This window comes from Aeromonas oralensis, assembly GCF_049665575.1.
GTDB classification, from domain to species: Bacteria; Pseudomonadota; Gammaproteobacteria; order Enterobacterales; family Aeromonadaceae; genus Aeromonas; species Aeromonas hydrophila.
Window position 1 is genome coordinate 2,255,740 of record NZ_CP187186.1, and the last position, 26,417, is coordinate 2,282,156.

At 61.1% G+C, this 26,417-nt stretch carries 23 protein-coding genes and 3 pseudogenes; 17 read left to right on the top strand and 9 right to left on the bottom strand.

What is annotated here, in order from left to right; genetic code table 11:
- Positions 1-6: 6 nt before the first annotated feature.
- From ACPDZI_RS10590 to ACPDZI_RS10645, 12 genes and pseudogenes are all read left to right on the top strand, one after another.
- On the top strand, positions 7-966 hold the full coding sequence (locus ACPDZI_RS10590; protein ID WP_438834500.1) for a beta-ketoacyl-ACP synthase III: 960 nt from the start codon (positions 7-9) through the stop codon (positions 964-966).
- Positions 967-1,035: 69 nt separating this feature from the next.
- Positions 1,036-1,971 carry an ACP S-malonyltransferase gene (fabD, locus tag ACPDZI_RS10595; RefSeq protein WP_438834566.1) on the top strand — a complete coding sequence of 312 codons (936 nt, stop codon included), beginning with the start codon at positions 1,036-1,038 and terminating at the stop codon, positions 1,969-1,971.
- A gap of 13 nt (positions 1,972-1,984) precedes the next feature.
- Positions 1,985-2,719, top strand: a complete 735-nt coding sequence (fabG, locus tag ACPDZI_RS10600; RefSeq protein WP_268030700.1) for a 3-oxoacyl-ACP reductase FabG — start codon at positions 1,985-1,987, stop codon at positions 2,717-2,719.
- 157 nt (positions 2,720-2,876) lie between these two features.
- Positions 2,877-3,113 (top strand): acyl carrier protein, encoded by a 237-nt coding sequence (gene acpP, locus ACPDZI_RS10605; RefSeq protein WP_005300909.1) that lies wholly within the window; start codon positions 2,877-2,879, stop codon positions 3,111-3,113.
- Positions 3,114-3,195: 82 nt separating this feature from the next.
- Positions 3,196-4,436 (top strand): annotated as a pseudogene (gene fabF, locus ACPDZI_RS10610) (beta-ketoacyl-ACP synthase II).
- Positions 4,437-4,455: 19 nt separating this feature from the next.
- Complete coding sequence (pabC, locus tag ACPDZI_RS10615; RefSeq protein WP_438834501.1) at positions 4,456-5,310, top strand: aminodeoxychorismate lyase; 855 nt, start codon at positions 4,456-4,458, stop codon at positions 5,308-5,310.
- A complete protein-coding gene (gene mltG, locus ACPDZI_RS10620; protein WP_168967483.1) occupies positions 5,300-6,301 on the top strand; it encodes an endolytic transglycosylase MltG in 1,002 nt (333 codons plus the stop codon). The genes pabC and mltG overlap by 11 nt, the downstream gene beginning before the upstream one ends.
- Positions 6,301-6,942 carry a dTMP kinase gene (tmk, locus tag ACPDZI_RS10625; RefSeq protein WP_438834502.1) on the top strand — a complete coding sequence of 214 codons (642 nt, stop codon included), beginning with the start codon at positions 6,301-6,303 and terminating at the stop codon, positions 6,940-6,942. The genes mltG and tmk overlap by 1 nt, the downstream gene beginning before the upstream one ends.
- On the top strand, positions 6,927-7,874 hold the full coding sequence (holB, locus tag ACPDZI_RS10630) for a DNA polymerase III subunit delta' (RefSeq protein WP_219314209.1): 948 nt from the start codon (positions 6,927-6,929) through the stop codon (positions 7,872-7,874). The genes tmk and holB overlap by 16 nt, the downstream gene beginning before the upstream one ends.
- Positions 7,875-7,895: 21 nt before the next feature.
- Positions 7,896-8,675: a TatD family hydrolase gene (locus ACPDZI_RS10635; protein WP_438834503.1), complete on the top strand. Its 780-nt coding sequence runs from the start codon at positions 7,896-7,898 to the stop codon at positions 8,673-8,675.
- 388 nt (positions 8,676-9,063) lie between these two features.
- Positions 9,064-10,005: a site-specific integrase gene (locus tag ACPDZI_RS10640; RefSeq protein ID WP_236662901.1), complete on the top strand. Its 942-nt coding sequence runs from the start codon at positions 9,064-9,066 to the stop codon at positions 10,003-10,005.
- A gap of 179 nt (positions 10,006-10,184) precedes the next feature.
- On the top strand, positions 10,185-10,454 hold the full coding sequence (locus ACPDZI_RS10645) for a RepB family protein (RefSeq protein WP_202010168.1): 270 nt from the start codon (positions 10,185-10,187) through the stop codon (positions 10,452-10,454).
- A 220-nt stretch (positions 10,455-10,674) separates the two neighbouring features.
- Here the strand turns inward: ACPDZI_RS10645 and rsmF are convergent, their stop codons facing one another.
- The 4 genes from rsmF to ACPDZI_RS10665 all read right to left on the bottom strand — a co-directional run bounded on the left by rsmF (position 10,675) and on the right by ACPDZI_RS10665 (position 16,065).
- Positions 10,675-12,102, bottom strand: a complete 1,428-nt coding sequence (gene rsmF / locus ACPDZI_RS10650) for a 16S rRNA (cytosine(1407)-C(5))-methyltransferase RsmF (RefSeq protein WP_438834567.1) — start codon at positions 12,100-12,102, stop codon at positions 10,675-10,677.
- Positions 12,103-12,232: 130 nt separating this feature from the next.
- Positions 12,233-14,785: an MlaD family protein gene (locus ACPDZI_RS10655; RefSeq protein WP_438834504.1), complete on the bottom strand. Its 2,553-nt coding sequence runs from the start codon at positions 14,783-14,785 to the stop codon at positions 12,233-12,235.
- 61 nt (positions 14,786-14,846) lie between these two features.
- Positions 14,847-15,455, bottom strand: coding sequence for a paraquat-inducible protein A (locus ACPDZI_RS10660; protein ID WP_438834505.1), 609 nt, complete (start codon positions 15,453-15,455; stop codon positions 14,847-14,849).
- On the bottom strand, positions 15,433-16,065 hold the full coding sequence (locus tag ACPDZI_RS10665) for a paraquat-inducible protein A (RefSeq protein ID WP_168967491.1): 633 nt from the start codon (positions 16,063-16,065) through the stop codon (positions 15,433-15,435). Before ACPDZI_RS10665 ends, ACPDZI_RS10660 begins: the two co-directional genes overlap by 23 nt.
- A 148-nt stretch (positions 16,066-16,213) precedes the next feature.
- Between ACPDZI_RS10665 and prpB the strand changes: the two genes are divergently transcribed.
- The 3 genes from prpB to ACPDZI_RS10680 all read left to right on the top strand — a co-directional run bounded on the left by prpB (position 16,214) and on the right by ACPDZI_RS10680 (position 19,815).
- Entirely contained in the window at positions 16,214-17,101 is an 888-nt protein-coding gene (gene prpB, locus ACPDZI_RS10670) for a methylisocitrate lyase (RefSeq protein WP_202010171.1), read from the top strand.
- A gap of 11 nt (positions 17,102-17,112) precedes the next feature.
- A complete protein-coding gene (gene prpC / locus ACPDZI_RS10675; protein ID WP_438834506.1) occupies positions 17,113-18,240 on the top strand; it encodes a bifunctional 2-methylcitrate synthase/citrate synthase in 1,128 nt (375 codons plus the stop codon).
- Between the two features lie 129 nt (positions 18,241-18,369).
- Complete coding sequence (locus ACPDZI_RS10680) at positions 18,370-19,815, top strand: bifunctional 2-methylcitrate dehydratase/aconitate hydratase (protein ID WP_438834507.1); 1,446 nt, start codon at positions 18,370-18,372, stop codon at positions 19,813-19,815.
- Positions 19,816-19,911: 96 nt separating this feature from the next.
- Here ACPDZI_RS10680 and ACPDZI_RS10685 read toward each other — a convergent pair whose 3' ends face one another.
- Entirely contained in the window at positions 19,912-20,655 is a 744-nt protein-coding gene (locus ACPDZI_RS10685) for an FFLEELY motif protein (RefSeq protein WP_438834508.1), read from the bottom strand.
- A 199-nt stretch (positions 20,656-20,854) separates the two neighbouring features.
- Between ACPDZI_RS10685 and ACPDZI_RS10690 the strand changes: the two genes are divergently transcribed.
- Together ACPDZI_RS10690 and ACPDZI_RS10695 are read left to right on the top strand one after the other, a co-directional pair.
- Positions 20,855-21,232 carry a polyhydroxyalkanoic acid system family protein gene (locus ACPDZI_RS10690; RefSeq protein ID WP_011706122.1) on the top strand — a complete coding sequence of 126 codons (378 nt, stop codon included), beginning with the start codon at positions 20,855-20,857 and terminating at the stop codon, positions 21,230-21,232.
- A 281-nt stretch (positions 21,233-21,513) separates the two neighbouring features.
- Positions 21,514-22,937, top strand: a pseudogene (locus ACPDZI_RS10695) (wax ester/triacylglycerol synthase family O-acyltransferase).
- 116 nt (positions 22,938-23,053) lie between these two features.
- Here ACPDZI_RS10695 and ACPDZI_RS10700 read toward each other — a convergent pair.
- The 4 genes and pseudogenes from ACPDZI_RS10700 to ACPDZI_RS10715 form a co-directional block, all read right to left on the bottom strand.
- The gene (locus ACPDZI_RS10700; RefSeq protein WP_438834509.1) at positions 23,054-23,854 is read right to left on the bottom strand and encodes a hypothetical protein; all 801 of its coding nucleotides are present in this window, start codon (positions 23,852-23,854) and stop codon (positions 23,054-23,056) included.
- 42 nt (positions 23,855-23,896) lie between these two features.
- A complete protein-coding gene (locus tag ACPDZI_RS10705; protein WP_011706125.1) occupies positions 23,897-24,547 on the bottom strand; it encodes a TetR/AcrR family transcriptional regulator in 651 nt (216 codons plus the stop codon).
- 1 nt (position 24,548) lies between these two features.
- A pseudogene (locus ACPDZI_RS10710) lies at positions 24,549-25,732 on the bottom strand (patatin-like phospholipase family protein).
- 88 nt (positions 25,733-25,820) lie between these two features.
- Positions 25,821-26,402, bottom strand: coding sequence for a phasin family protein (locus ACPDZI_RS10715; protein ID WP_024945221.1), 582 nt, complete (start codon positions 26,400-26,402; stop codon positions 25,821-25,823).
- Between the last annotated feature and the right edge of the window lie 15 nt (positions 26,403-26,417).

Consider the following 26,417-nt stretch of genomic DNA (forward strand, 5'->3'; position numbering starts at 1 on the left):
AACTCTATGCATAGCAAAATTTTGGGTACTGGCAGTTATCTGCCGAACTCGGTACGTACCAATGCCGATCTCGAACAGATGGTGGAAACCAGCGACGAGTGGATTGTGGAGCGTACCGGGATCCGTGAACGTCGCATTGCCGGTGCCGATGAAACCGTCGCCACCCTGTCTCACCAGGCCGCTCTGCGCGCCCTGGACGCAGCGGGCCTGACCGCAGCCGATCTCGATATGATAGTGCTGGCCACCACCAGTGCCGAGAACGCCTTCCCGGCCGCCGCCTGTGAATTGCAGGGCCTGCTCGGGGTGCAAGGGATCCCGGCCTTTGACGTGGCCGCCGCCTGCGCTGGCTTTACCTACGCGCTCTCCATCGCCGATCAGTTCGTCAAATCCGGTGCCGCCCGTCACGTACTGGTGGTCGGGGCCGATGTGCTGTCGCGCATGTGCGATCCACAAGATCGCAGCACCATCATCCTCTTTGGTGACGGGGCAGGGGCCGTGGTGATCGGTGCCAGCGAAACGCCGGGCATTCTCTCCACCCATCTGCATGCCGATGGCCGTTACGGCGATCTGCTCAAGCTGCCGCAGCCGCGTCGCGGTATGCCGGGGGCCGAGCTTGAAGCCTACATGTACATGAAGGGCAACGATGTGTTCAAGGTGGCGGTCACCCGTTTGAGCGAGATCGTCACCGAAACCCTGGCTGCCGCCGGCATCGCGCCGAGCGAGCTGGACTGGCTGGTGCCTCATCAGGCCAACTTCCGCATCATCAGCGCCACCGCCAAGAAGCTTGGCATGGGGCTGGACAAGGTAGTGCTGACCCTCGACAAGCACGGCAATACTTCTGCCGCCTCCGTGCCCATCGCCTTCGATGAAGGGGTGCGTGACGGCCGGATCAAACCGGGCCAGCTGGTATTGCTGGAAGCCTTCGGCGGTGGTTTTGCCTGGGGCTCGGCGCTGGTTCGCCTCTGATCGTGGTCGGGATGAGCAATCTGGCTCATCCTGCCGCTCTCATTTTTGTCTTATCTAAAGGAATCAATGATGACCCAATTTGCCATTGCCTTCCCGGGACAGGGCTCCCAAACCGTCGGCATGCTGGCCGAACTGGCCGAACAACATGCCGTGATCAAGGAGACCTTCGCCGAGGCGAGCCAGGTGCTGGGTTATGACCTGTTTGCCCTGGTGATGGATGGTCCGGCCGACGATCTGAACAAGACCTGGCGCACCCAACCCGCCTTGCTGACAGCCTCTGTCGCGCTTTGGCGTCTGTGGCAACAGCAGGGTGGGGCAACTCCCACCGTGATGGCTGGTCACAGCCTAGGTGAATACTCCGCCCTGGTTTGCAGCGGTGCACTAGCCTTTACCGATGCGGTCAAACTGGTCGAGCTGCGTGGTTTGGCCATGCAGGAAGCCGTGCCGGAAGGCACCGGTGCCATGGCCGCCATCATCGGCCTGGACAATGACGCCATCGCCGCCAACTGCGAAAAAGCGGCACAAGGACAGGTGGTCTCCCCAGTCAACTTCAACTCTCCGGGCCAGGTGGTCATCGCCGGCCACAAAGAGGCCGTCGAGCGTGCCAACGTGCTGATGAAAGAGTCCGGCGCCAAGCGTGCGCTGCTGCTGCCGGTCTCCGTGCCTTCTCACTGCGCTCTGATGAAACCTGCCGCAGAAAAATTGGCAGCTGCGCTGGACGGGATCGAGATCAAGGTTCCTGCCATCGCTGTCATCAATAATGTCGACGTATCCTGTGAACAGGATCCGGCCGCCATCAAACAGGCTCTGGTGCGTCAGCTGTTCAGCCCGGTTCGTTGGACCGAGACTGTCGAGCGGATGGCCAATGAGGGGGTTACCCTCGAGATCGAGATGGGACCGGGCAAGGTATTGACCGGGCTCGCCAAGCGCATCGACAAGCGCGTGGAAGGTATTCATGCCAACGACGCCGCCTCTTTCGAGCAGGCGCTGGCCCAGATCAAGTAAACAGGAGCAAGTAATGAGCTTTACCGATAAGGTTGTGTTGGTGACCGGTGCCAGTCGTGGCATCGGCCGTGCAATTGCCGAAACTTTTGCGGCCCGTGGCGCCAAAGTAGTCGGCACGGCGACCAGCGAGAGCGGCGCCGAGGCGATCAGCTCCTATCTGGGTGAACAGGGTTGCGGCATGGCACTGAACGTGACCAGCCAGGAATCCATCGAAGCCGTCTTCGCCGCCATCAAGGCGCGTTTTGGCGACATCGACATCCTGATCAACAACGCCGGCATCACCCGTGACAACCTGCTGATGCGGATGAAGGATGATGAGTGGAACGAGATCATCGACACCAACCTCACTTCCCTGTATCGACTGAGCAAACCGGTGCTGCGCGCCATGATGAAGAAGCGTAATGGGCGCATCATCAGCATCGGCTCCGTGGTGGGAACCATGGGCAACGCCGGTCAGGTCAACTATGCTGCCGCCAAGGCGGGCTTGGTTGGTTTCACCAAGTCGCTGGCCCGTGAAGTGGCCTCCCGCGGCATTACCGTGAACGCGGTTGCCCCCGGTTTCATCGAGACCGATATGACCAAGGCGCTCAATGAAGAGCAGCGTGCCGGCATCATGAGCCAGGTGCCTGCCGCTCGTCTGGGCGACCCGAAAGAAATTGCCGCTGCTGTGGTATTCTTGGCATCGGATGATGCCGCCTACATCACTGGCGAAACCCTGCATGTTAATGGCGGGATGTACATGGTGTAATCAATTTGTCGTGAGATCTGTTCAAATTTGCGATAGTACGCCGAAGTTTGGCGAATTTCGTGGTTTGACCAGCGGCAAGCCACTTGCAAACTCACGTCAATTGAATAAACTACCCCAACCAGACGCAATAGCGTATTTTTAAAGGAAAATTCAGGTCATGAGCAACATCGAAGAACGCGTAAAGAAAATCATCATCGAACAACTGGGTGTTAAAGAAGAAGACGTTAAGAACGCTGCCTCCTTCGTCGACGACCTGGGCGCTGACTCTTTGGATACCGTTGAACTGGTAATGGCGCTGGAAGAAGAATTCGATACCGAAATTCCTGATGAAGAAGCCGAGAAGATCACCACTGTTCAAGCGGCTATCGACTACATCACCGCTAATCAGGAATAAGTTCCTGTTCTGAAAGAAGCGGCCCAAGGGCCGCTTCTTTTATGTTTACCCCTTTTCAAAACACCTCTCGGAGACTACCTCAGTGTCAAAACGCAGAGTCGTGGTGACCGGCTTGGGGATGCTTTCCCCGGTAGGCAACACTGCCGAATCCAGCTGGCAAGCCCTGCTCAACGGGCAGAGCGGCATTTCTCCCATCGAACACTTTGATGCCAGCGAGTTTGCGACCCGTTTCGCAGGCCAGGTCAAGGATTTCGATCCCGAGCAGTACGGTATCAACCGCAAAGAAGCTCGCAAGATGGACCTCTTCATCCAGTACGGTATCGCCGCAGGCATACAGGCGCTGGATGATGCCGGTCTCGTCATCAACGAGGCAAATGCTGAGCGCGTCGGTGTGGCGATCGGTTCCGGTATCGGCGGCCTGGGTCTGATTGAACAGAACCACAGCAGCCTGGTCAACGGCGGCCCCCGCAAGCTGAGCCCCTTCTTCGTACCGTCCACCATCATCAATATGGTGTCCGGTCATCTCTCCATCATGAAGGGTCTGCAAGGGCCGAACATCGCCGTGACCACCGCCTGCACCACAGGTACCCATGCCATCGGCATGGCCGGCCGAATGATCGCCTACGGTGATGCGGACGTGATGGTGGCCGGCGGCGCCGAGAAAGCCTCCACCCCGATGGGGATGGGCGGTTTTGCGGCGGCCAAGGCGCTCTCCAACCGCAACGACGAGCCCACCAAGGCCAGCCGTCCGTGGGATAAAGATCGCGATGGTTTCGTGCTGGGTGATGGCGCCGGGGTGCTGGTGTTGGAAGAGTACGAACACGCCAAGGCCCGCGGCGCCAAGATCTACGCCGAGCTGGTCGGTTTTGGCATGAGTGGCGATGCCTACCACATGACGGCGCCTCCCGCTGATGGCAACGGTGGCGCTCGCGCCATGCAAAATGCCATCAAGGATGCCGGCATCGCCCCCGAGCAGGTGGGTTATATCAACGCCCACGGCACTTCCACCCCCTGGGTGACGTGGCCGAACTGCGTGGCATGAAAGCGGTGTTTGGCGAGCATGCCAAATCCCTGATGATCAGCTCCACCAAGTCGATGACCGGTCACCTGCTGGGCGCCGCCGGCGCCATCGAGGCGATCATCACGGTACTGGCGCTGCGCGATCAGATGGCGCCGCCCACCATCAACCTGGACAACCCGGATGATGAGTGCGATCTGGACCTGGTGCCTCATGTTGCCAAGGCTGGTGACTTCGAATATGCCCTCTCCAATTCCTTCGGTTTTGGTGGCACCAATGGCTCACTGATCTTCAAACGCGTATAATTCGCCCTGGGCGGATAGTATGGGCCCGATACGACAGTATCGGGCCTTTTTTATCGGAGGGATCCTTTTGCTGATCAATGGAATACCGACATACAGCGTTTCCGCCATGGATCGTGGCTTGGCTTATGGCGATGGCCATTTCACTACCTTGCTGGTCAAGGATGGTCGCCCCGTCTGGTGGCCGGCTCACCTGGCACGGCTGCAGCAAGCGAGCACCAGACTCGGCCTTGCCGAGCTGGACTGGCAACAGCTTGGTGACGAGGTCGCTGGGATGGCTCGCGACCAGACGCTGGCGGTGATCAAGGTGATGCTGACCCGAGGCAGTGGTGGCCGGGGGTATGATGGCACCGCCTGTCATGCGCCGACCCGGATCCTGTCGCTGGCCGCTTACCCGGCTCACTATCCTGCGTGGCAGCAGACCGGTATTCCCCTGCTGGTATGCCAGCAACGACTGGGCGAAGCCCCCATGCTGGCGGGCCTCAAGACCCTCAACCGGCTGGAGCAGGTGCTGCTGAAAAGCGAACTTGCGGCGCGTTCGGGAGTCGAAGGTATAGTCTTGAACAGCCGGGGATTTCTGGTAGAAGGGGTCAGTGCCAATCTGTTTTGGCGCCGTGGCAGAACGGTATTCACGCCGGATCTTACCCACTGCGGCATAGACGGCATCATGCGGCGCCATGTGATGGCGATGCTAAAACAGATGAGCATTGAACTGCGTGTCGTGGAGGCTCCGCTGGAGTCACTGTGGCAGGCCGAAGAGGTATGGCTGACCAATACCCTGATGGGCATAGTGCCGGTGACCGGCATCGGGGAGACCCAATATGCCAGTCCGGTATTGATCCGCCGCTTACAGGAGCGTTTGGTCATTGAAGTTTAATCGGCTTTACACCCTGCTCGCGGGCGCGGCGCTGACAGTTGCCGTGGCCGGGGGCTATGTACATTACAAATGGCAGCAGGTGGAGACGCTCACCAACAAGGGGCCGACCCGCCTCTTTACCGTCGAGAAGGGGGCCCATGCGGCGCGCCTGATTGCCGAGCTGGGGGAGGGGGAAACCAGCCCCTGGGCGGTGCGGCTCTGGCTGCGCGGTCACCCCGAGCTGGTTGCCATCAAATCCGGCACCTATGAGATCAAGGAAGGGGCTCCCCTCAAGGAGACCCTCTCCCTGTTTGCCTCTGGAAAGGAGTTTCACTTCAGCCTGACCTTCGTCGAAGGATCCCGTTTCGAGGATTGGTTGAAGCAACTGGCCAGCGCCCCTTATCTGGAGCGGTTGACGGTGGAGCAGAGCGAAGCGGATCTGGCTCAGGAGCTTGGCATCGACAATGGCAAGCTGGAGGGATGGTTCCTGCCGGAAACCTACGCCTATACCACTCATGCCAGCGATATTTCCATCCTGCGTCGCGCTTATCAGGACATGCGAGCCTTCCTGCAGCAGAGTTGGGACAAGCGCCAGGCCAATCTGCCTTACAAGACCCCTTACGAGGCGCTGATCATGGCCTCGATCATCGAAAAAGAGACGGGGATGCCGGAAGAGCGCGCTCAGATTGCCTCGGTATTCGTCAATCGCCTGCGCCTTGGCATGAAGCTGCAGACCGATCCCACCGTCATCTACGGGGTGAAGGACAGGTATGATGGCAACATCCGCCGCAGCGACCTGACCGACGTGAACCCCTATAACACCTATGTGATCGACGGCTTGCCGCCCACTCCCATCGCCATGCCGGGCAAGGCTTCCATCGAGGCGGCGCTCAACCCCAAATCGACCGACTACCTCTATTTTGTCGCCAAAGGGGGCGGTGCCCACTACTTCTCCAAGACCCTCGATGAACACAATCGGGCGGTCCGCGAATACATATTGAAGAAGCCCTAATGTCTAAATTTATCGTGATTGAAGGACTGGAAGGAGCAGGGAAGAGCTCCGCGGTGCGTTATGTGACCGACTATCTGCATGGCCACGGCGTGGCTCGGCTCGAGTGTACCCGTGAGCCGGGCGGTACCCCGCTGGCCGAGCGGATGCGGGCCATCATCAAGGAGGTGCACGACGAGCGCCTCACCATCGAAGCCGAACTGCTGCTGATGTACGCCTCCCGGGTCCAGCTGGTCGAGACCCGTATCAAGCCGGCCCTGGCTGACGGCATCTGGGTGGTAGGCGATCGCCACGATCTCTCGTCCCAGGCCTATCAGGGTGGTGGCCGCGGCATCGATGCCAACCTTATCGGTGCCATTAAACGGGCCGTGCTCGGCGACTTCAAACCGGATCTGACGCTCTATCTCGACATCGATCCCGCCATCGGCCTGCAACGGGCTCGCCACCGCGGTGAGCTGGACCGGATCGAGCTCGAGCAACTCAGCTTCTTCGAGCGTACCCGCCAGCGCTATCTGGAATTGGCTGCCGCCGATGAGTCAATCAAGGTGATCGATGCCGGCCAAGCGCCGGAGCAGGTCAAGGCGGCCATCGAGGCAGCACTGGCCCACTACCTGAAAGATGAGCCCTCATGTATCCCTGGTTGATCCCGGACTGGCATGCCTTGAGCCAGACAGCCGCGGCCGGTCGACTCGGTCACGCCTGGTTGCTGCTCGGCGATCCCGGTCTTGGCAAGGAGCAGCTTGCGGAACAATTGGCGCGCTTGCACCTCTGCCATCGGCCCGACCGGGGTGAGCCCTGCGGTCAATGTCACTCCTGCCAGCTGTTTGAGAAGGGCCATCATCCGGATCTGGGCACCCTGACCACGGAGAGCAAGACCATCGGGGTCGAGGCCATTCGCGAGATCTGTTCACGCCTGCAGAATTCGGCCCAGCTTGGCCGCGGCAAGGTGGTGATCATCCCGGATGCGGAACGCATGACGGAGTCGGCCGCCAACGCCCTGCTCAAAACACTGGAAGAGCCCGCCGGCGACAGTTTGCTGCTGCTTATCGCCTCTCAGGTTTCCCGTCTGCTGCCGACCATTCTCAGTCGCTGCCACAAACATGTCTGCCAGTTGCCCGCCGAAGGTGAGACGGTGCGCTGGCTGGCAGAGCAGGGTCATCAGGCCACGCTGGCCCAGGTCCGGATCTGCCAGGGGGCGCCGCTGCGGGTGCTGCGCTATATCGAAGAGCAGCAAGACAGTGCCCGCCGGGAGCTGCTGGAGAGTTTTCTCGCGCTGGCACAGACGCCGACCCGGGCCAACCATGTGTGCGGTCTGCTGGGGAGCGATACCCAGGTCAGGCTGCACTGGTTGCAGCTGTTCTTGTGCGATGCCCTCAAGACGCAGGCAGGTTGCGGCCATCATCAGCTGGCGATGCCGGATCTGACGGCGCTCAGCCAGCAACTTGCCGAGCTTCATTCCAGCGAGAAGCTGCTGGAGGCAGAGCAACAGCTGGTCGAGCTGAAGATGGCCTGTCAGCCGGGGCAGCTCTCCAATCCCACCATCCATCTGATGAACTGGCTGACTCGCTGGTTATAGATCTAGCTACAAAGGTTTTATATGTTACTCGTTGATTCCCATTGTCATCTCGATCGCCTGAGCTATGGCAGCAAGCAGACCAATATGGCCGATGTGCTGGCCAAGGCCGCCGAGCAGGACGTGGGATATTTTCTGTGCGTGAGCGTCACCCAGGTGCAGTTCCCGACCATGCTGGAAGCGATCACCCCTTATCCTCAGGTATTTGCCTCCTGTGGTGTGCACCCTCTCAATCAAGAGCCTGGCGTCGATGCCGCCTTGTTGCTGACCCAGGCAGCAGATGAAAGGGTGGTGGCCATCGGCGAGACCGGGCTCGACTACTTCTATTCGCCGGAGAACAAGGAAGTACAACAGGCCTCCTTCCGCGAGCATATCCGGGTGGCCCGCGCCCTGAACAAGCCCCTCATCATTCACACTCGTGATGCCCAGCAGGATACCCTGCAGATCATGCGCGAAGAGGGGGCCGAGCAGGTCGGCGGGGTGTTGCACTGCTTCACCGAGTCGCTCGAGATGGCGGAGGCGGCCATGGCGATGGGTTTTTATATCTCCATCTCCGGCATTGCCACTTTCAAGAATGCGGCTGCTCTGCAGGCGGTGGTCAAGGCGCTGCCGCTGGAGCGACTGCTGGTTGAAACCGACTCACCTTATCTGGCACCGGTTCCGCACCGGGGCAGGGAGAACGAGCCGGCCTTCGTACGTGACGTGGCTCAGTTCATCGCGGATCTGCGGCAGATGCCGCTGGCTGAATTGGCCCAAGCGACCAGCCACAACTTCTTCGAGTTGTTCAAGTTGGCAAAGCGATAAAACAAACAACGCCCCGCATAGCGGGGCGTTTTACTATGACAATCGACACTATCATGACCCACCCAAAAGCGATCACGGTAGGTCGTTATCTCTCACTTGGTGTGGTGGATGCTGATGAGATCAAATCACCAACCTCTGATAAACGAAGCTGGGTTCAGAGGGTATTTGAGGAATAAATGAGGGGGCTGAAATGGGTAAAAAGGACTCTTCATAAGTATCGATAATATTCATTATCGATACTTGATAGATCTGCAAGATCCTGTAAGATCCAACGAAACTCCGCATTAAATCATAGAGTTAAGTGAACTACCCACACATCCAGGCCCAAACTCAACAGGCTTTGCAGAGTGTCTTCGATCCTCAACTGAACAGCCGGGCCAGACGCTTCCTGCGCAGCGCCAAAGCCGACTCCACCCTCAATGCCTACCAGGCCGACACCCGCATCTTCGTATTCTGGTGTCAGCTGCATGGGCTCGATCCGCTGCAAACTACCCATCATGACATCATGAACTTTCTGGCGGATCAGGCTGACGGCATATTGGCAGACTGGGTCTGGCTGGACAAGGAGGAAGGGAAGGGGGAGCTGCGCAACGGCGATCCCCGCAAACCGGCCACTCTGGTAAGACGGCTCGCCGGCATCCGTTATGCCTTCAAGCAGAAGGGGATTCATCCCATGCCGACCGAGCATGCGGAAATAAAGGAAATGATGCGGGGCATAGTGCGACTCGGTGACAACCGCAAGCGCAAAACGGGGGCACTGACCCTGAAACCACTGGCCTGTGTGCTCGATGAGATCGACACCGGCAATCTGGCGGGGCTGCGGGATTACACCCTGTTGTTACTGATGTTCAGCGGCGCCTTGCGACGCTCGGAAGCCGCAAGAATTGAGGTGGATGACCTCGACTTTGTGGGGCAGGGGATCCGCCTTCGGCTCAAGCCAAGCAAGCATCAGCTACATGAAACGGAGATCGCCTTGGTGCCCGGCAAACAATATTGTCCGGTGTCGGCACTGGCGCGTTGGCTCAAACAGAGCAGGATCAGCGAGGGCGCCCTGTTTCGCCGCATGAATCGCTGGGGTCAGCTTATGCAGGAGCCGCTAGGTCCGCAAGGTATCAACCTGATGATCAAGCGGCGCACCGGTCAGGCCATCGATGATCTCCAGGTCAGTGGCCACAGTCTGCGCCGCGGCTTCATCACCTCGGCGGTCACCGCCGGCAAACCGATGAACAAGATCATCGAGGTTACCCGTCACAAGGACATCCGCACCTTGCAGGAGTATTTCGACGATGCCCACAAGTTCTCGGATCACGCCCTGGATGGCTTGCTTTAAACCAACTGCGTCACTCATATTTTTATGTTAAATGATATCTTGTTGATCCAATGATATATTTGCAGCGCACTGAACTAACCCCACCAAGAGGGGGAGAGTCAGGCTCCTCACGTTGGCCAGCGAATGGTGAAGAACCGGTGAGAGATAACAGGTGATAAGAATCAAAATTGCAAGGTGATATGAGCCAGGAAATGAAAGTGAGCAGTGCGCAAGACAACGCCGAGCGCCAGCGCCAGCACGTGAAACGCAAACAGGAAACTCACAGCCGATTGCAATGCTGGATCAGCAATCGCCACGCCGAACGGTTGGCCATGCTGGGATTGCAGCTCGAAGACAGCCAGGCCTCTCTCATCGAGCAGGCCATCGATCTGTTCTATCAACATGAGCTTGAACAGAAACAAGCTGCGCCGCATGTCGAAGTACCAGAGCCGGCAGAGGTGCTCGAGTAAACGTACCGGCGGCATGATGTTTCATTGCTACATGCGAACGGCGAACATAAAAAAAGCCAGGTACGAATTCCTTGTACCTGGCATAGGGGAATTGGCTCCTTGCAGAGCCGTGCGCTAACTGGTGTTCGGATAGCCTTAAGCTTAGACAAAGCTCAAGGCTTTTCAAGATCCACGCAAAAGTTCAACCGGAGTGTGGGTTTTCCAGCTCCAACAACACTCGTTACACAAACAGGTTGTTGTCGCGCACCAACTCGCGGGGCAGGGCATTCTTGACCCGGCTGCCCACCCATTTCCCCATGCCCAGGGTATGACCCTGATAGCGGACGATTACCTCGCCATTGCCAGCCACTTGCTCCGGCCACACATCCCGCCCCATCATGAACTCCCGCGCATCAGCAATGCCGAGCTCGACGAATCCCTTGCTCGCACCGTCGCCATAGGCCAGTGCCCACTCATGGGTCAGTCGATAACCCTTCTTGAAGGTCTCCGCCAGTTTCAGCCCGATGCGATCGAAACGCAGTTTGCCCTGTACCTGTTCGAACAGCTGGGGGAAGAGCCAGATCTCCTCACTGCGGCCAAACAGATTTCCCTGCGGCACGACCCCGAAAGTGGCTTCTATCTCGCGCAGCATGGGCTCCGACTCTTTGGCCGGCAGCGGCGAGAAGGGAAATTTGCCGAGCTTGCCCGGTTTGAACATGGTGTTGGGCACGGAGTGATGCTTGCGCAATCTGGCAACGAAAAAGCCTTCACTGTCGAAGATTTGGGGCCAAACGTGCAGGTATCCTTCCGGCGTGCAGGCCTGCTCTGCAGCGGGGAAGAGATCGGCCAGCGAGTCAACGCTGAACGCAGCGCCGAACTTGTCCAGCAGTGACTGACAGACCGCCTGGTTCTCCTGCAGACTCAAGGTACAGGTGGAGTAGACCAGCACGCCGCCCGGTTTGAGGGCATGAAAGGCACTCTCCAGCAACCCCTGCTGCACCGCTGCGATCTCGTCGATGCTCTCGATGCTCCAGTTGCGCAAGGCATCTTCATCCTTGCGCACAGTGCCCTCGCCGGAGCAGGGGGCGTCGAGCAGGATGGCATCGAAGGTTTCTGGCAACCACTGGCCGAAGACCTTGGCATCAAAATGGGTCATGCCTACGTTGGTCACGCCGCAGCGCTGCAGATTGGCGCAGAGCACCTTGAGCCGGCTGCTGGAGTACTCGTTGGCAACCAGCATGCCCTGGTTGTTCATCAAGGCCGCGATCTGGGTGGTCTTGGAGCCGGGGGCCGCCGCCGCGTCCAGCAGCATGCCATCGCGCCGGGTCTGCTCGCAGGCAAACAGGGCGGTGACCGGCAGCATGGAGCTCGCCTCCTGAATGTAGAAGAGCCCGCTCAAATGCTCGGCAGTGTTGCCAAGAGGCACGCTCTCGTCTTCACGGCTCAGCCAGAAGCCGGTGTCGCACCAGGGCACGGGATCGAGCTGCCAACCGAGCGGCTGCATCCGCGCTACAAATGCCGCCACCGATATCTTCAGGGTGTTGACCCGGATGCTGCGCCGCAGCGGTCGTCGACAACTGGCCACGAACTCATCCATGGAGAGGTGCGCCGGCATGATGGCCGCGATATGGCGCAAGAAGTGATCGGGAAGATAGGTGTTGTCGTGCACGGTGCAGTCTCGTTGACCGAAAAAGAGGGGCGACATCTTATCACAAGGGTAGGAATATTCTGAAAGCGCGGCGGGTAAAAACAAGCCCGGCACAGTGCCGGGCTTGAGTGAGCGTGGGGGAGGGGAGCGATCAGGGCTGGATGCGGGGGCTCCACTCCTGCCACTCTTTCTCTGCCTTGGCATGCAGCGGGTAGCTGTGACCGGCCTTGACGGTCGGCCCCATCTCTTTCTCCGGAGTGTTGAAGGCGATGCCGCCCGCCAGCAGGCTCTGCACCGTCTCCACCTCGATGGTGCCACCGGTCAGGCCGATATCTGCCTTGACCCCGGAGACGTTCCAGAAGCGGGAGTTGGCCCGCACCAGATGGGCGTACTCCTGCTCCACGTTGACGTCGATCAGCACCTCGCTGCCATCGCGGGCCAGCGCCACCTTGGTCACGCTGCCCACCACCATCTTGCGAAACAGCAATGGGCTGCCGACGCTCAAGCCATTGACCGACGCACTCTTGAGGGTGAGTGCCAGGCCGGCCGGGCCGCTTTGGCTCAGGGGGAAGCGATCCTTGCCTGCGCCTTGACCGGGCTGCGCCTCCACAAAGGCGCCCTTGATCAGGGTATCGAGGTGGGCCACGCCGCCCAGCCCCAGCTTGGCCTGCACCAGGGTAAAGCGGGCGCCAGACTGCAGGAAGCGCGCGGCATACTGGCCATCCAGCTCGGCCTTGAAGATCACCTGGCCCAGGGTCGGCTCCAGCTCAATCTGTTCAATCTTGCCGATGTCGACCCCGCGGTAGCGGATCGGGCTGCCGACCCCGAGTCCCGGGTTGCTGTCGGCCACCAGGGAGAGGGTCCGTACCTTGGCCTTGGCCTGCTCCTTGCTGTCAAACAGCTGGTGACTGCTGCGACCCGTACCGAGCCGATCGAATTCGATGGCACCGCGCAGCAGGGTGGCGAGGTTCCCCACCTTGACCTGCACGCCATCCACCCGAACCCGGGTATCCAGCGCCGGCTTTTTCCAGAATTGCGGCTGCTGCTCGAGCAGGGGGGCATAGACACCGGCGATCTCGAGTTCGATCTCCACCCCCTCCTTGGCAGCGCGCAGCGCGTTGACCTTGCCGGCCTCTAGCCCCAAATAGAGCACGGGGGAGCCGATGCCGATACCGTCAGCCTGCTCCGCCTTCAACACCCAGCGCCGGGGCTTGGCATCGCGGGTACCGAGCAGGGCCAGCTCCTGGCTGGGATAGAGCCGGTTGACCCGCTCGCCGGCGGGGGCCTGCACCAGCTTGATGCCGCCGCCAATCCAGGCGCTGGCCGGGCTGGTTTCCACCTTGATACCGCTCAGGTCGGCATCGATCTGCAGTGGCGCCGCCCGATAAAAACGGGCCCGGCTCAGCAGATGCTGATACTGGCTCTGCACGACCAGGGCCACGCTGGCATTGCCGCCGCCATCCAGGGTGAGCTGGCTGATCTGGCCCACCTGCAGGCCCTTGTACCAGAGCGGTGCCCCTTCGTTGAGGCCGGCCAGATCGTCGGCCTGCAGCACCAGCTTGATGCCACCCGGTTGCTCTTTGCTGCTAAGGGTCATGGCCTTCACCCGCTCGCCCGCCACATAGTCGAGGCGAATGGCCGGGCCCGCCAGCAGGCGATCCGCATGCTTGATGCCACCGGCGCCGAGGGAGACGCTCTCCCACACCAGGCGGCTGTTGCCGGTGATCCGAAACGCCTGCTCCGGGTTGATCAGCGCGGTCACCACCCGGCCCTTGTCGGTGAGGCGAATGGGGTCGATGCGGCCGATCTCGATGCCTTCGAACAGGATCGGCATCCCCTCCTTGATGGGCAGATCCCCCGCAAAAATGTCGATCCGCTCGCCGCGCGCCGCCTCGGCCAACCCTTTGTAGAGGGTAAAGACCTGGCCTTTTTCCGGTTCCGGGGAGTCCTTGGGAGAGTCGAAGGCGATGCCGCCGCTCAGGATGGAGGTAAGACTGCCGGCCTCCACGTTCACCCCGGCCAGGCTGAAGGAGCCCTTGATGCCGCTGATGTTCCAGAAGCGGGTGTCGGCCTTGATGAGGTGCTCAAAACGCGGCTCGATCACCAGATCCAGGATCACGTTCTGGTTCTCTTCGCCAAGGCGGGTGTTGATGACGCTGCCCACCTCGATGCCGCGAAAATAGAGTTTGGCGCCGATGCCGACCGAGCCGAGCGAATCGGCGGTCAGGTGCAGCATTCGTCCCTGAGCCTGATAACCGGGGGGAGGGCCGTCCAGCGCGTCGAACTCCTCCTGCAGCGGGTTGTTGTCTCGCCCGGGCTGCAGGTTGATGTAGTTGCCGGAGACCAGGGTATCGAGGCCGGAGATCTCGGTGAGCGACGCCTTGGGGCTCACCAGCCAGAAGTCCGAGCCTTTGCGGATGAGCGGGCGGGCCCGGCTGTCAATCTTGGCCAGCACGGCTATCTTGCGGCCATCCTCGGCCAGCTCCAGCTCCTGCACCACCCCGATGGCGACCCCCTGATAGCGCACCTGGGTCTTGCCCGGCAGGATACCGTTGCCCTGGGCGAAGTTGATGCGGATCAGCTGACCACTGCTGGCAAGCTGCTGGTAGATGAAGCCTCCCGCCAGCAACAGGGCGATAAAGGGCAGCAACCAGACGGGTGACAACCAGCGACGCTTCTCAATGACGGGTTCAGCCCCGATCATACCGACTCCTTAATTGGCTCAGATAAAGACAAACAGTTTCAGGCATATGTGATGGCAGACCCTAGCGGGCTGCCTTGTCCCACAGCAGGCGCATATCCAGCATGCGGGCCGACATCATGGTCAGCACCACCACGCCGGCAAAGGCGGTGGCGCCGGGGCCAGCCCGCACGTTGAGCAGCACCCCGCGATCAACCAGGGCCACCATCAGCGAGATGACGAACAAGTCCAGCATGGACCAGCGACCGATAAAATCGATCACCCGGTACATCACCAGCTGGCGTTTGCGCCGCACCGGCTTGGTTCGTTGCAACTGCCAACAGATCCAGCCCAGCCCAAGGATCTTGCCCACCGGCACTATGATGCTGGCGGTGAGGACGATGGTGGCGATGCCCGACATCTTGCTGCGATAGAGCATCATGATACCGCTGAAGATGGTGTCGGACTGCAACAATCCCTTGTTGTAGAAATGGGTGATGGGCAGCAGGTTGGCGGGCAGCAACATGAAGCTGGCCAGCGCCAGCAACCCCCAGGACCAGGCCAGGGAGTGGGGAATGCGCACCTGCAGCCGGCTATGACAACGAGGGCAGACGCTGCCCGCCTGATAGCGCACCAGCAGGCCGCAGGTGTGGCAGCGGCAGAGCCCCAGTTCACGGGCGCTGGTCTGGGACATGGTCCGGCTCCTCCAGCGGTACTCGCTCCCAGTAGGGAGCCGGGTCAAACAGGATCAGCAGGGTCAGGTTGAGCAGCATCAGGATCCCCAGGCTCAACAGACCGCCGCCGAGACGCACGTCGGCGATGTCGATTAGCTTGAACAGGGCGACCAGCAGGCTGACGATGTAGACCTCCAGCATGGCCCAGTGACGAAACACCTCTACCGCCTTCAGGGTCGGCGCCAGTATGTGCCAGCGTTTGGCGAGGCCCGAAGCCAGCGCAAAGATCCCGACCAGCAAGCCCACCGGCGCCAGCACGGCGCACCAGAACACCAGTCCCGCCACCCAGATCTCGTGTTCGAGCAGCAGCACCATGATGCCCTTGAGCAAGTTGGCGTCCGAGTTGACGCCGGCCAGGCGAAGGTAGATCAGCGGTTCGAAGAAGGCGGACGGGAGCAACAGGAAGCCGGTGATGGTCAACGCCATCAATTGGGAGGGGCGAAATGCATAGCGCCCGTACAGATGCTGATGACAGCGGGGACAGTGGGCGTGGCGCCTCAGCGGCAATAACTTGCGTTCGATCAGCAAGTCGCAAGCCGGGCAGACGATCACGGGATTGAGATCCGACATTACGATTCAACCTGTTGAAGGAATTGGTGAAATTTACCCTAAAACCCGCGTCCTGTCTTGCCTGGCGGGGGCATGCCACGAAAGTATGATTGACGTTAACGTAAACGTGATATTAGATAGTCTCACGAGACAAGTGAAAGGAGTCATGATGTCCAGCCTTACCCCCTCGGCAGGCCTGCGTTTTCGCACCGCCCTCGCCAACGAACGTCCCCTGCAGATCGTCGGCACCATCAATGCCTACATGGCACTGATGGCAGAGCGCAGCGGCTTTCAGGCCATTTATCTGTCAGGCGCCGGCGTTGCCAACGCCTCCTATGGCCTGCCGGATCTCGGCATGACCTCCCTCAACGACGTACTGATCGACGCCGAACGCATCACTGCCGCTACCCGTATACCGTTGCTGGTCGACATCGACACCGGCTGGGGCGGGGCATTCAACATCGCCCGCACCGTGCGGGCCTTCGAGCGGGCCGGGGTGGCCGCCGTGCACATGGAAGATCAGGTGACCCAGAAGCGCTGTGGCCACCGGCCCAACAAGGCGGTGGTCTCGCAGGAGGAGATGTGCGATCGCATCAAGGCGGCGGTGGATGCCCGCGAGAATGGTGAGTTCGTCATCATGGCCCGCACTGACGCGCTGGCGGTGGAGGGGATTGGCCCGGCGCTGGAGCGCGCCGCCGCCTACGTGGCCGCCGGGGCCGACATGATCTTCGCCGAGGCGGTGACCGAGCTCGGTCAGTATGACCTGTTCAAGCAGGCGGCCGGGGTCCCCATTCTCGCCAACATGACCGAATTCGGCAAAACCGAGCTGTTCGACAAGGAGACACTCGCCGCCCACGGCGTCGACATGGTGCTCTATCCCTTGAGTGCCAGCCGGGCGGCTAATCAGGCGGCCCTCAACGTCTATCAGCACCTTCGCCAGGATGGCCATCAGCGGGCCGTCGTCGACACCATGCAGACCCGGGAGTCGCTCTACGACTTCCTCGGTTATCACCACTACGAGCAGACGCTGGACCGTCTGTTTACATCCAGGGACTAGGAGGAAAGGCAATGGGACAGCAAAAACCGTTGGGTGGCGCCGGCCTGCGTGGCCAGAGCGCAGGGGAGACCAGCATCTGCACCGTGGGCAAGAGCGGCACCGGGCTCACCTATCGCGGCTATGACATTCAGGAGCTGGCCGATGGCGCCCAGTTCGAAGAGGTCGCCTACCTGCTGCTCAAGGGCGAGCTGCCGGACGAGCAGCAGCTCGAGGATTACAAGCGGACGCTGCGCAGCCTCCGCACCCTGCCTGCCGCCCTGCTGGAGGTGCTCGAGCGCATTCCCGCCGACGCCCACCCCATGGATGTGCTACGCACCGGCTGCTCCATGCTCGGCGATCTGGAGCCGGAAGATGGCTTCGAGCACGAGCATGAAGTGGCGGATCGGCTGCTGGCCGCCTTCCCGGGCATTCTCCTCTACTGGTACAAATTCAGCCACCACGGAGTACGCATCCCCCTCGACACCGACGAAGAGTGCATCGGCGGCCACTTCCTGGCGCTGCTGCACCAGAAGGCGCCGAGCGAGCTGGAGCGCCGAGTGATGCACGTCTCCCTCATTCTCTACGCCGAGCATGAGTTCAACGCCTCCACCTTCGCGGCGCGGGTCTGCGCCTCGACGCTCTCTGACATGTTCTCCTGCGTCACCGCGGCCATCGGCACCCTGCGCGGCCCGCTGCACGGCGGCGCCAACGAGGCCGCCATGGCGATGATCGAGCCCTGGCAGGATGAGGCCCAGGCGCGGCGCGAGCTGCTGGCCAAGCTGGCGGCCAAGGAGAAGATCATGGGCTTTGGCCACGCCGTCTATCGCACCTCGGATCCACGCAACGTCATCATCAAGAACTGGTCGGCTAAGCTGGCCGAGGCGGTGGGGGATGACCGGCTCTATCGCGTCTCCTGCGAAGCGGAGAAGGTGATGTGGGAGGAGAAAGAACTCTTCCCCAACGCCGACTTCTTCCACGCCAGCGCCTATCACTACATGGGGATCCCGACCAAGCTGTTCACCCCCATCTTCGTCTGCTCCCGGGTCACCGGCTGGTGCGCCCACGTGATGGAGCAGCGCGAACACAACCGGATCATCCGCCCGAGCGCCGATTATGTCGGCCCGGCGCCCCGGCATTTCGTCTCGCTGCAGCAGCGATAAACATGGGCTGCCCTGTCACTTCCTTGCCTCACCCGACCCCGGCAACACCGGGGTCGATGCGTGCAGACGAGCGGGCAGGGCGCCGTTTCATCACCCTGTTTCATTCACAACAACGATAAGGAAGTCACGATGTCCGCCAACGTCGACGTCAACCACAGACCAGACCCCGATCAGGTGCTGGTCGATATTGCCGATTACGTCTGCAATCACCCCATCACCAGCCAGGCCGCCCTCGATACCGCCCGTTACTGCCTGATGGATACCCTGGGCTGTGGCCTCCTGGCCCTGCGTTTTCCCGAGTGCACCAAGCACCTTGGTCCCATCGTACCGGGCACTGTCGTGCCCTTCGGGGCCCGGGTACCCGGCACCCAGCTCTGCCTCGACCCGGTCAAGGCGGCCTGGGATATCGGCGCCATCATCCGCTGGCTCGATTACAACGACACCTGGCTGGCCGCCGAGTGGGGGCACCCCTCCGACAACCTGGGCGGCATCCTCGCCACCGCCGACTGGCTCTCCCGTACCCGTGTGGCCGAGGGCAAGGCGCCGCTCACCATGAGCGATGTGCTGACGGCCATGGTGAAGGCCCATGAGATTCAGGGGGTGCTGGCGCTCGAGAACTCCTTCAACCGGGTCGGTCTCGATCACGTGGTGCTGGTGAAGGTTGCCAGTACCGCCGTGGTGACCCACATGCTGGGCGGCAGCCGCGATCAGGTGATCGATGCGGTCTCCCAGGCCTGGGTCGATGGCCAGAGCCTGCGCACCTACCGTCATGCACCCAATGCGGGGTCTCGCAAGAGCTGGGCGGCGGGGGATGCTACCTCCCGGGCGGTGCGCCTCGCCCTTATTACCATGAGCGGCGAGATGGGCTATCCCGGCGCTCTGACTGCCCCCAAGTGGGGCTTCTACGACGTGCTGTTCAAGGGCAACCAATTCGCCCTGCATCAGGGGTACGCCAGCTATGTGATGGAGAACGTGCTGTTCAAGATCTCCTATCCCGCCGAGTTCCACGCCCAGACGGCGGTGGAGTGCGCCATGAAGCTGCATGAGCAGGTAAAGGGACGCCTCGACGAGATCGACCGCATCGAGCTCACCACCCATGAGTCGGCCATTCGCATCATCAGCAAGGTCGGCGCCCTCAACAACCCGGCCGACCGGGATCACTGCCTGCAGTACATGGTGGCGGTGCCGCTCATCTTCGGTCGCCTGATCGCCGAGGATTACGAGGATGCCGTGGCTACCGATCCCCGCATCGATGGGCTGCGCGGCAAGATGGTGGTGCAGGAGGACAAGCGCTACAGCCGCGAGTATCTGGAGGCGGACAAGCGCTCCATTGCCAACGCCATCCAGGTCTTCTTCAAGGACGGCACCCACACCGCCAAGGTGGAGGTGGAGTACCCGGTCGGTCATCGTCGCCGCCGCGAGGAGGGGATCCCGCTGCTGGTGGAGAAGTTCCGCCACAACCTGGCCACCCGCTTCCCGGCCAAACGGGCCGAGGCGATTCTGGCCCTCTGCCAGGATGGCAAGCAACTGGCTGCCACCCCGGTGCACGCCTTCATGGACCTGCTGGTGATCTGACCGCTCGCCTAACGGCGCACTGCCATAAACGAAAAGCGGGCCACTCGGCCCGCTTTGTCATGTTTGACTGCATATGAGCCTACATGACTCCCAAGATCAATCCAGCACAGTGTCGTCGCCCGCCAGCAGCGCCTGCATGATCGCCGTCTCGCGGCTCCCGATGGTCTCGAGAAACTCGTTGGCCCGCCCCATGTGGTGACACACCCGATAACCCCGTTCGACAAAGGTAAACAGCTCGCCCAGCCCCGCCAGATGAGCCGGCCCCGATATCAGCTTCAAGGTCGCCCCAAGCAGCGGCTTTCTGGCCAGCCGATCCAGGGTCATCCCCAGTTCGTTGACCAGTTGCAACTGATGACGGCGACGCGCTTCTTCTCCGACCTCCTGATAGGCGAGGGCATAGGCCTTGGCGTTCAGTCGCGCCATGCTGCCGCTGCGACGCAGCGCCACCACCATCAGGTAGTCGAGCTCCTCGGAGAGGGCATCGAGTTCAATCGCCTGCGCCAGCACCTTGAGACCGGATTCCGGCAACAGTCGCTCGGCCGTCGGCATCACCCGCATCACGTCCGCATCCCGGCGGGCACAGTCCCCCGGCCCGTAGAGGTCGGTCAGGAAGAACTGCGCGGCCGGCCCGTAGCGCTTGCTCTCCAAGAGGTCACGATGGGTGCGCCCCAGTCGATCGGCCTGCCATTGGCGCAACGCGTCCCTGTCTTGCTGATCCTGTGGATGGGTACGCATCTGCTCGCGCAGCGCGGCCACCTGATTGAGCTGGCGATAGAGTCGCGCCAGGGTACTCTCTTCATCCGGTTGCGGGTCATCGAATGGTTGTTGTTGTTGGGTCATCTGCGGCTCTCTTGACCTGTTTCCAATGGCCTTTCACGGATAGACATGACGACAGGCGGCACCTTGCCGAGGCTCGTCACGAGTTGTCGGCCCAGTGTAACGCGGCGGCAGCCCAGGCGGAATCGATGGAGCTTTTACTCAACAGGCTTTGTTAAGTGAGTCCCAAAAATGTTGCAAATGGCTTTCACTTGTTTGATTCATGTGTTTAATATCAATAAATGTTGTCATCGCTCAGAGAGTTAGCATGTTTCTATACGATCCCCTTGCCGGCAGCAGCCTGTCGACCATCCAGGTCAGCCGCCAACACCCGCTCGGCCTTGCCGGCGCCAGACTGGCCGCCGAAGCCATCGCCCAGGACATGAGCGAGGAGTACGAACTCGACTGCGAGTGGGAAGACGAGGAGGAGACCCGCTTGCTGTTTCGTGGCGCCGGGGTCAACGGCTCTTTGTTCCTCACCGACGAAACCCTGTCGCTGGAGGTACGACTCGGCCTGATGCTGTTGCCGGTGCGCAGCGTGCTGGAGCAGGAGATCCTCGAATACGTCGATCAGCGCCTGCCTTGCCCAACCCGGCGCTGATGGGGCTAATAAATACTGATCCAGCGCAATAAACAATCATGAAATAACCGATTCCACTATCGTTACCCGGCCTGATATTTATTATTAAAAGGGCCAAACACACTTTGTTTGTTTTATTTTGAGAGGCATGAAATTGCCTCCATTTTTGTCATGAAACATCATCTTGAATTAATCGCCGTGCAGTTTCACCAACATATAAGTGCTATTTGTTCATTCACTCCTGATCCAGCCAATTCATGAGACGGCAGGAGACAAATAACGCGAAACGATAGGGATAATACATGTCTGTGTGTGAACTCATCTCCTGTGTCGATACCGCCTGGCTGCGGATGGACCGGCCCAACAACTTGATGCAGATCGTCGGCGTGCTGATGTTCGACGGTCAGCTGGATGAAGCCATCTTGCGGGAGAGCCTGCTGCACACAGTTCGGGTACAGCCGCGCTTCGGGCAGAAGGCCTGCCTGGAAGGGGGCGAATACTACTGGCGCACCGATCCCGACTTCGACCTCGATCTGCACCTCAAGCGGGTGATCCTGCCAGGCAAGGCCGGCAAGGCGGAGTTGGAGCGGCTGGTGGCCGATTTTGCCTCCACCCCGCTCAACCACCAGCGCCCGCTGTGGGAGATGCACCTGGTGGATACCTCTCTGGGCGGCCAGGCGCTGGTGGTGCGTTTTCACCACGCCATGGGGGACGGCTTCTCCCTGGTGCGGGCCATGCTGACCATGATGGACGAGAGCCCGGTGGCCCCCCCAGGCCACAACCCGAGCCGGTGGCCAATGACGACGGCGACGAGGAGCACGATCAGCAGGGCAGTCGCCTGTTGCGGGCCGGCCTCAAGCTGACCGGCGCCCTCTGGTCCAAGTACGTCGAGGTACTGACCCATCCCACCAAGGCGATGGACTACCTCAAGACCAGTCGGGACGTGACCGCCGAGCTTTACACCATCGCCACCCTCTCCGATGACGCCAATACCCGGCTCAAAGGGGAGACCGGCAGCACCAAGCGGGTGGCCTGGTCAGAACAGATCCCGTTGCCGGACGTGAAGGCGGTGGGGCGAGTACTCGGCTGCTCGGTCAACGATCTGCTGATCGCTGCCACTGCCGGCGCCTTTCGCCACTACCTGCTGGAGCAGGGCGACCAGACCGACATCGACATCCGGGCGCTGGTACCGGTCAACATGCGCGCCCCGGACGACAAGGGTGCGCTGGGCAATCGCTTCGGACTGGTGGCGCTGGATCTGCCCCTCAACATCGAGCACCCGCTGCAGCGGCTCTATGCGGTGCGGGATCGGATGCAGGCGCTCAAAACCTCCCTGCAGCCGGCGGTGGTGCTCAACCTGCTGGAAGTGATGGGCATGGCGCCCAAGGCGGTGCAGCAACAAGCCATCGACATCCTCTCGGCCAAGGCCAGCGCGGTCATCACCAACGTGCCGGGCCCGCAGCAGACCCTCTATCTGGCCGGCGCCCGTCTGCGTCAGCCGCTGTTCTGGGTACCCCAGGCCGGCGACATCGCGGTCGGCGTCTCCATTCTCTCCTATGACAACAAGGTGCAGCTCGGCCTCATCACTGACAAGAAGCGGGTGCCGTACCCGGATCTCATCGTCGAGCGCTTCGCCGTGGAGTTTGAGCAGTTGCTGTTGCTGGTGTTGATGGAACCGGACCTGCTCTACGATCCCGACATGCTGGATCAACTGCTGCACGGCTGACCACGCCACTCCTGCAAGACGAGGAGCCGGCAAGAAAGGAAGCCTGCAAGAAAAAAAGTGAAAAAGAGAAGAGGCCAACCCAAGGGGTTGGCCTCTTTCATTGCGGCAATGGCACCTTACTCGTCCGCCAGCTCCTCGCGGGCGGCTTCCACGTCGAGCCGCTCCATGGCATCCAGCGGCTCGCACGCGGCGGCCTCGCCGTAGAGCGCCTCGGCAGCCGCCATCTTGCTCTTGCCGTACATCATCACCATGGCGTTGGCGTACTCCATGCGGGCGATGGCGGAGTGGGGGATAATGGCCAGCGCCGCCTTGAAGTGACGCTCAGACTCATCTTTCTTGGCACCGTAGGTGATGCCGCCGATCATGGCGCCCAGCTTGTCGATGATCTCCGCATGCCAGGCACCGAAGGCGATATGGGCTTCCGCGTGGTCAGGTTCAAGGGTCAGCGCCTGCTCCAGGCTGCTCTTGATCTTGTCACCGATGCCGATGGAGAGTGCCTTGGAGACCGAGATCACCTGGCTGTAGCGACCCAGCGCCAGGGCGTGGAAGTACCAGGCGTTGACGTTGTCTGGCTGGCGTTTTTGCAGCTTCTCGGCGTTGCTGGCGGCCAGCTCGAACGCTTCGCGCTTGGCATATTTGTCGTCCAGCAGGTAGCTGGCGTGGATCACCAGCGCCTTGTTCGCCACGTTGAGGCCATCCTCGCCGGCGCCCAGCCCCAGGCTGACGGCGCGAGCGAAATCACCGGCGTGATAGGCACGCCAGGCTTCCTGTACTTGCTCATCTTCGGGCCAGGGCTCGGCATCCCCCTGGTGCAGCCGCTCCCAATGCTGCTCAAGGCGCTCCCCGGCATAGTCATAGGCCGCGTCCGGCCAGGGGAAGGGGGTAAAATCGGACAATTTGGGCTGTGAAGTGGTCATATGATTCTCCCTGTTAAAAACACAATCAAATACACGATGCTGTCAGCTCGCCGTGGCGGCGGGCTGATAATGGGTGGCAATGGCATCCAGATCGGCGCGGGCATCGGCTCGCAGCCGGGGGGCCACCAGCTGCATCACCTGAAACACCCCGAGCGCGATGTCGGCATCGGCCCGCGGATGCAGCGCCCGCTGGTAGGAGATCCAGAAAGTTCCAACCAGCGCGATGTTGGCGGCCAGCGCCGTCACCTGCATCTCATCGCCTTGCAGCAGGCCGCTGCGCCAGAGGCTGTGACAGATGGCGGCGGCGGTCTGCTCCTTGCGACGCAGCAGGGCCGAGAAGCGCAGCTCCACCTTGTGGTTGCCGCTCATCAGGGTGCTGATGTCGTAGTAGAAAAAACGGTACTTCCAGATGAGTTCGAACATCAGGTGCAAGAAGAACCAGATGTCCTCCGCCTCGTTCAACGGCGGGGTAATGGTATCGAGCAGATGGGCCATCTCCTGTTCGAACTCGCCGAACAGGGCGTTGACGATCTCCTCCTTGTTGTGAAAGTGGTAATAGAGGTTGCCCTGACTCATCTCCAGCTCGGCCGCGATGGCGGAGGTGGTGACGGTCGGCTCGCCCAGCAGGTTGAACTGGGCGAGGGCGGTGGCCAGGATGCGATCCCGCGTACGCCGCTTGGGTTTGCAGTCCATGCTACTCCTTCGATTGCCGGCGACCCTTGCTGCCATAGCGGCGGGTCAGCCAGTGCTGCAGCTGGGTCAAAGAGGCATCCAGCGCCGCCACCGAGCCGGTGCCCGGGGTCAGCAGGGAACGCTGTTCATCGGCCAGCGCGCTCAGATCCAGCGCCAGCCCATGTCTGGCGAGAATGGGGCCAAGCTCGTCCCGTCGCTGCCACAGATCCTGGCGGGTATGCTGGAAGGCGTGCTCGCACAGATGGCGCCGATCCCGGTAACTGAACACATTGGTAAAGAACATCTCGCCGTCGGCCGAGGAGGGTTCGAACAACAGGGCATCCGCGTCGGGATACTGGTGTTTGTAACGATCCATCCCCACGTGCATGCGCGAATGAATGATGGCGCGAAACGTCTGGGCCAGCACCACCGGCAGGCCGCGGTCCACCAGCTTGGCGGGGTGTTCGCTGGCCAGTCCCGCATCAAAGGGCACCAGCGGGTTAATGCAAAACACCAGATCGGCCCCCTCCTGCAGCGCCACCGAGGCGTGCAGCGTCTTGATCAACGCCCCGTCCACGTAGTAGCGGCCATCGATGAGCGAGGGCGGGAACAAGCCGGGCAGGGCGGCCGAGGCCTGTACTGCGGCGGAGATGGGCACCTGGTCCAGCCCCGGGCTGCCGAAAGCCACTGCACGGCCGGTATCGAGTTCGGTGGCAATGACGAACAGCCGGCTGGCAAGCTCACGAAAATCGTTGCTGCGACCGGGGCGGGAGAAAAACTGGGTGAGGATCCGATCCACCCCGCGGCTGTCGAACATGCCGGTCGGGATCGCTCGGGACAACCCCTGCAACGAGCCGAGCAGGCTCTTGTTCCAGGGCGAGGAGAGATAGTCGGCCAGACACGTCAGCACCAGCGGTGGCAACGAGGTAAGCCGGTCAAAATACTCCCCGAAGGCGGGACGCAGCAGGGTGGAGGGGTCGAAGAACTCGCCGGAGTCATCGCTTAACAGGATCCGCACCAGCTTGTCCGGCGAGATGCCGTTGGCCAGCGCCGAGGCGATCACCGCTCCCGAGCTCACCCCCACATAGATATCGGCCTGCTCGAAACGCAGCCCCTTGATACTGTCGGCCAGGGCGGCGCAGGCTCCGATCTCGTAGATCCCCCCAGAGGTCCCCCGCCGGCGAGGGCAACCGCAATCGTGCTCATGATTTGCCTCCCTTCTCATGCAAAACCGGCCCAGCAGAGGGCATGGGCCGGTGGATCATTACGCAATCAGAACAAGCCGGTCAGCGGATCAGAAGAGCGTGGTTTCACTCTTCTCCTTGACCTCTTTGGCCACGCTCTCCACTTCCGTTGCCAGTGCTTTCACCTCTTCCTTCACCTTGGCGATGGGGGCGGCGGCTTTTTTGACCGGCGGCTTTTTGGCTGCAACCGGCTTCTTGGCAGCGGCGGCGGCAGGCTTGGCCTCGTCAGCCGGAGCAACGTCATCCAGGTCCTGGGCATCGATCAGCTGTTGTACCACCTCGGTCAGCTCGGCCATGCGCTTGGAGAGCTTGTCGATGTCCTTGCGGGTCGGGATGCCAAGGCTGGCGACGGCGCGGGCCACGCGATCCTCGAACACCTGCTCCAGACGTCCCCAGGTACCGGCAGTCTTGTCGGTCATAGCAGCGATCTTCTCGTCTGCGCTCTGGCGGGTACGGGTTTGCAGGGCTTCCCCTTCCTGCACCAGGGCTTCGAAGATTTTACCGCCTTCTTCCTGGGCTTTGGCATAGGCACCCAGACCCGCCAACCAGATCTGCTGGGTGGACTCCTTGATGGTGGAGGTGAGTTGGTTGTCGGTCACCGAACTTGCCAGTGCTTTCAATTTTTTGGCCATGACAATCTCCTTGCT

Bases quoted from the DNA above. Each gene is read 5' to 3' on its own strand.
- prpC (WP_438834506.1), top strand. From the start codon at position 17,113: ATGGGACAGCAAAAACCGTTGGGTGGCGCCGGCCTGCGTGGCCAGAGC.
- fabD (WP_438834566.1), top strand. From the start codon at position 1,036: ATGACCCAATTTGCCATTGCCTTCCCGGGACAGGGCTCCCAAACCGTC.
- ACPDZI_RS10590 (WP_438834500.1), top strand. From the start codon at position 7: ATGCATAGCAAAATTTTGGGTACTGGCAGTTATCTGCCGAACTCGGTA.
- ACPDZI_RS10665 (WP_168967491.1), bottom strand. From the start codon at position 16,065: ATGTCGGATCTCAATCCCGTGATCGTCTGCCCGGCTTGCGACTTGCTG.
- ACPDZI_RS10660 (WP_438834505.1), bottom strand. From the start codon at position 15,455: ATGTCCCAGACCAGCGCCCGTGAACTGGGGCTCTGCCGCTGCCACACC.
- ACPDZI_RS10685 (WP_438834508.1), bottom strand. From the start codon at position 20,655: ATGACCCAACAACAACAACCATTCGATGACCCGCAACCGGATGAAGAG.
- ACPDZI_RS10635 (WP_438834503.1), top strand. From the start codon at position 7,896: ATGTTACTCGTTGATTCCCATTGTCATCTCGATCGCCTGAGCTATGGC.
- ACPDZI_RS10705 (WP_011706125.1), bottom strand. From the start codon at position 24,547: ATGGACTGCAAACCCAAGCGGCGTACGCGGGATCGCATCCTGGCCACC.
- acpP (WP_005300909.1), top strand. From the start codon at position 2,877: ATGAGCAACATCGAAGAACGCGTAAAGAAAATCATCATCGAACAACTG.
- ACPDZI_RS10715 (WP_024945221.1), bottom strand. From the start codon at position 26,402: ATGGCCAAAAAATTGAAAGCACTGGCAAGTTCGGTGACCGACAACCAA.
- fabG (WP_268030700.1), top strand. From the start codon at position 1,985: ATGAGCTTTACCGATAAGGTTGTGTTGGTGACCGGTGCCAGTCGTGGC.
- holB (WP_219314209.1), top strand. From the start codon at position 6,927: ATGTATCCCTGGTTGATCCCGGACTGGCATGCCTTGAGCCAGACAGCC.
- ACPDZI_RS10680 (WP_438834507.1), top strand. From the start codon at position 18,370: ATGTCCGCCAACGTCGACGTCAACCACAGACCAGACCCCGATCAGGTG.
- ACPDZI_RS10700 (WP_438834509.1), bottom strand. From the start codon at position 23,854: ATGACCACTTCACAGCCCAAATTGTCCGATTTTACCCCCTTCCCCTGG.
- ACPDZI_RS10690 (WP_011706122.1), top strand. From the start codon at position 20,855: ATGTGTTTAATATCAATAAATGTTGTCATCGCTCAGAGAGTTAGCATG.
- pabC (WP_438834501.1), top strand. From the start codon at position 4,456: ATGGGCCCGATACGACAGTATCGGGCCTTTTTTATCGGAGGGATCCTT.
- prpB (WP_202010171.1), top strand. From the start codon at position 16,214: ATGTCCAGCCTTACCCCCTCGGCAGGCCTGCGTTTTCGCACCGCCCTC.
- ACPDZI_RS10655 (WP_438834504.1), bottom strand. From the start codon at position 14,785: ATGATCGGGGCTGAACCCGTCATTGAGAAGCGTCGCTGGTTGTCACCC.
- tmk (WP_438834502.1), top strand. From the start codon at position 6,301: ATGTCTAAATTTATCGTGATTGAAGGACTGGAAGGAGCAGGGAAGAGC.
- ACPDZI_RS10645 (WP_202010168.1), top strand. From the start codon at position 10,185: ATGAGCCAGGAAATGAAAGTGAGCAGTGCGCAAGACAACGCCGAGCGC.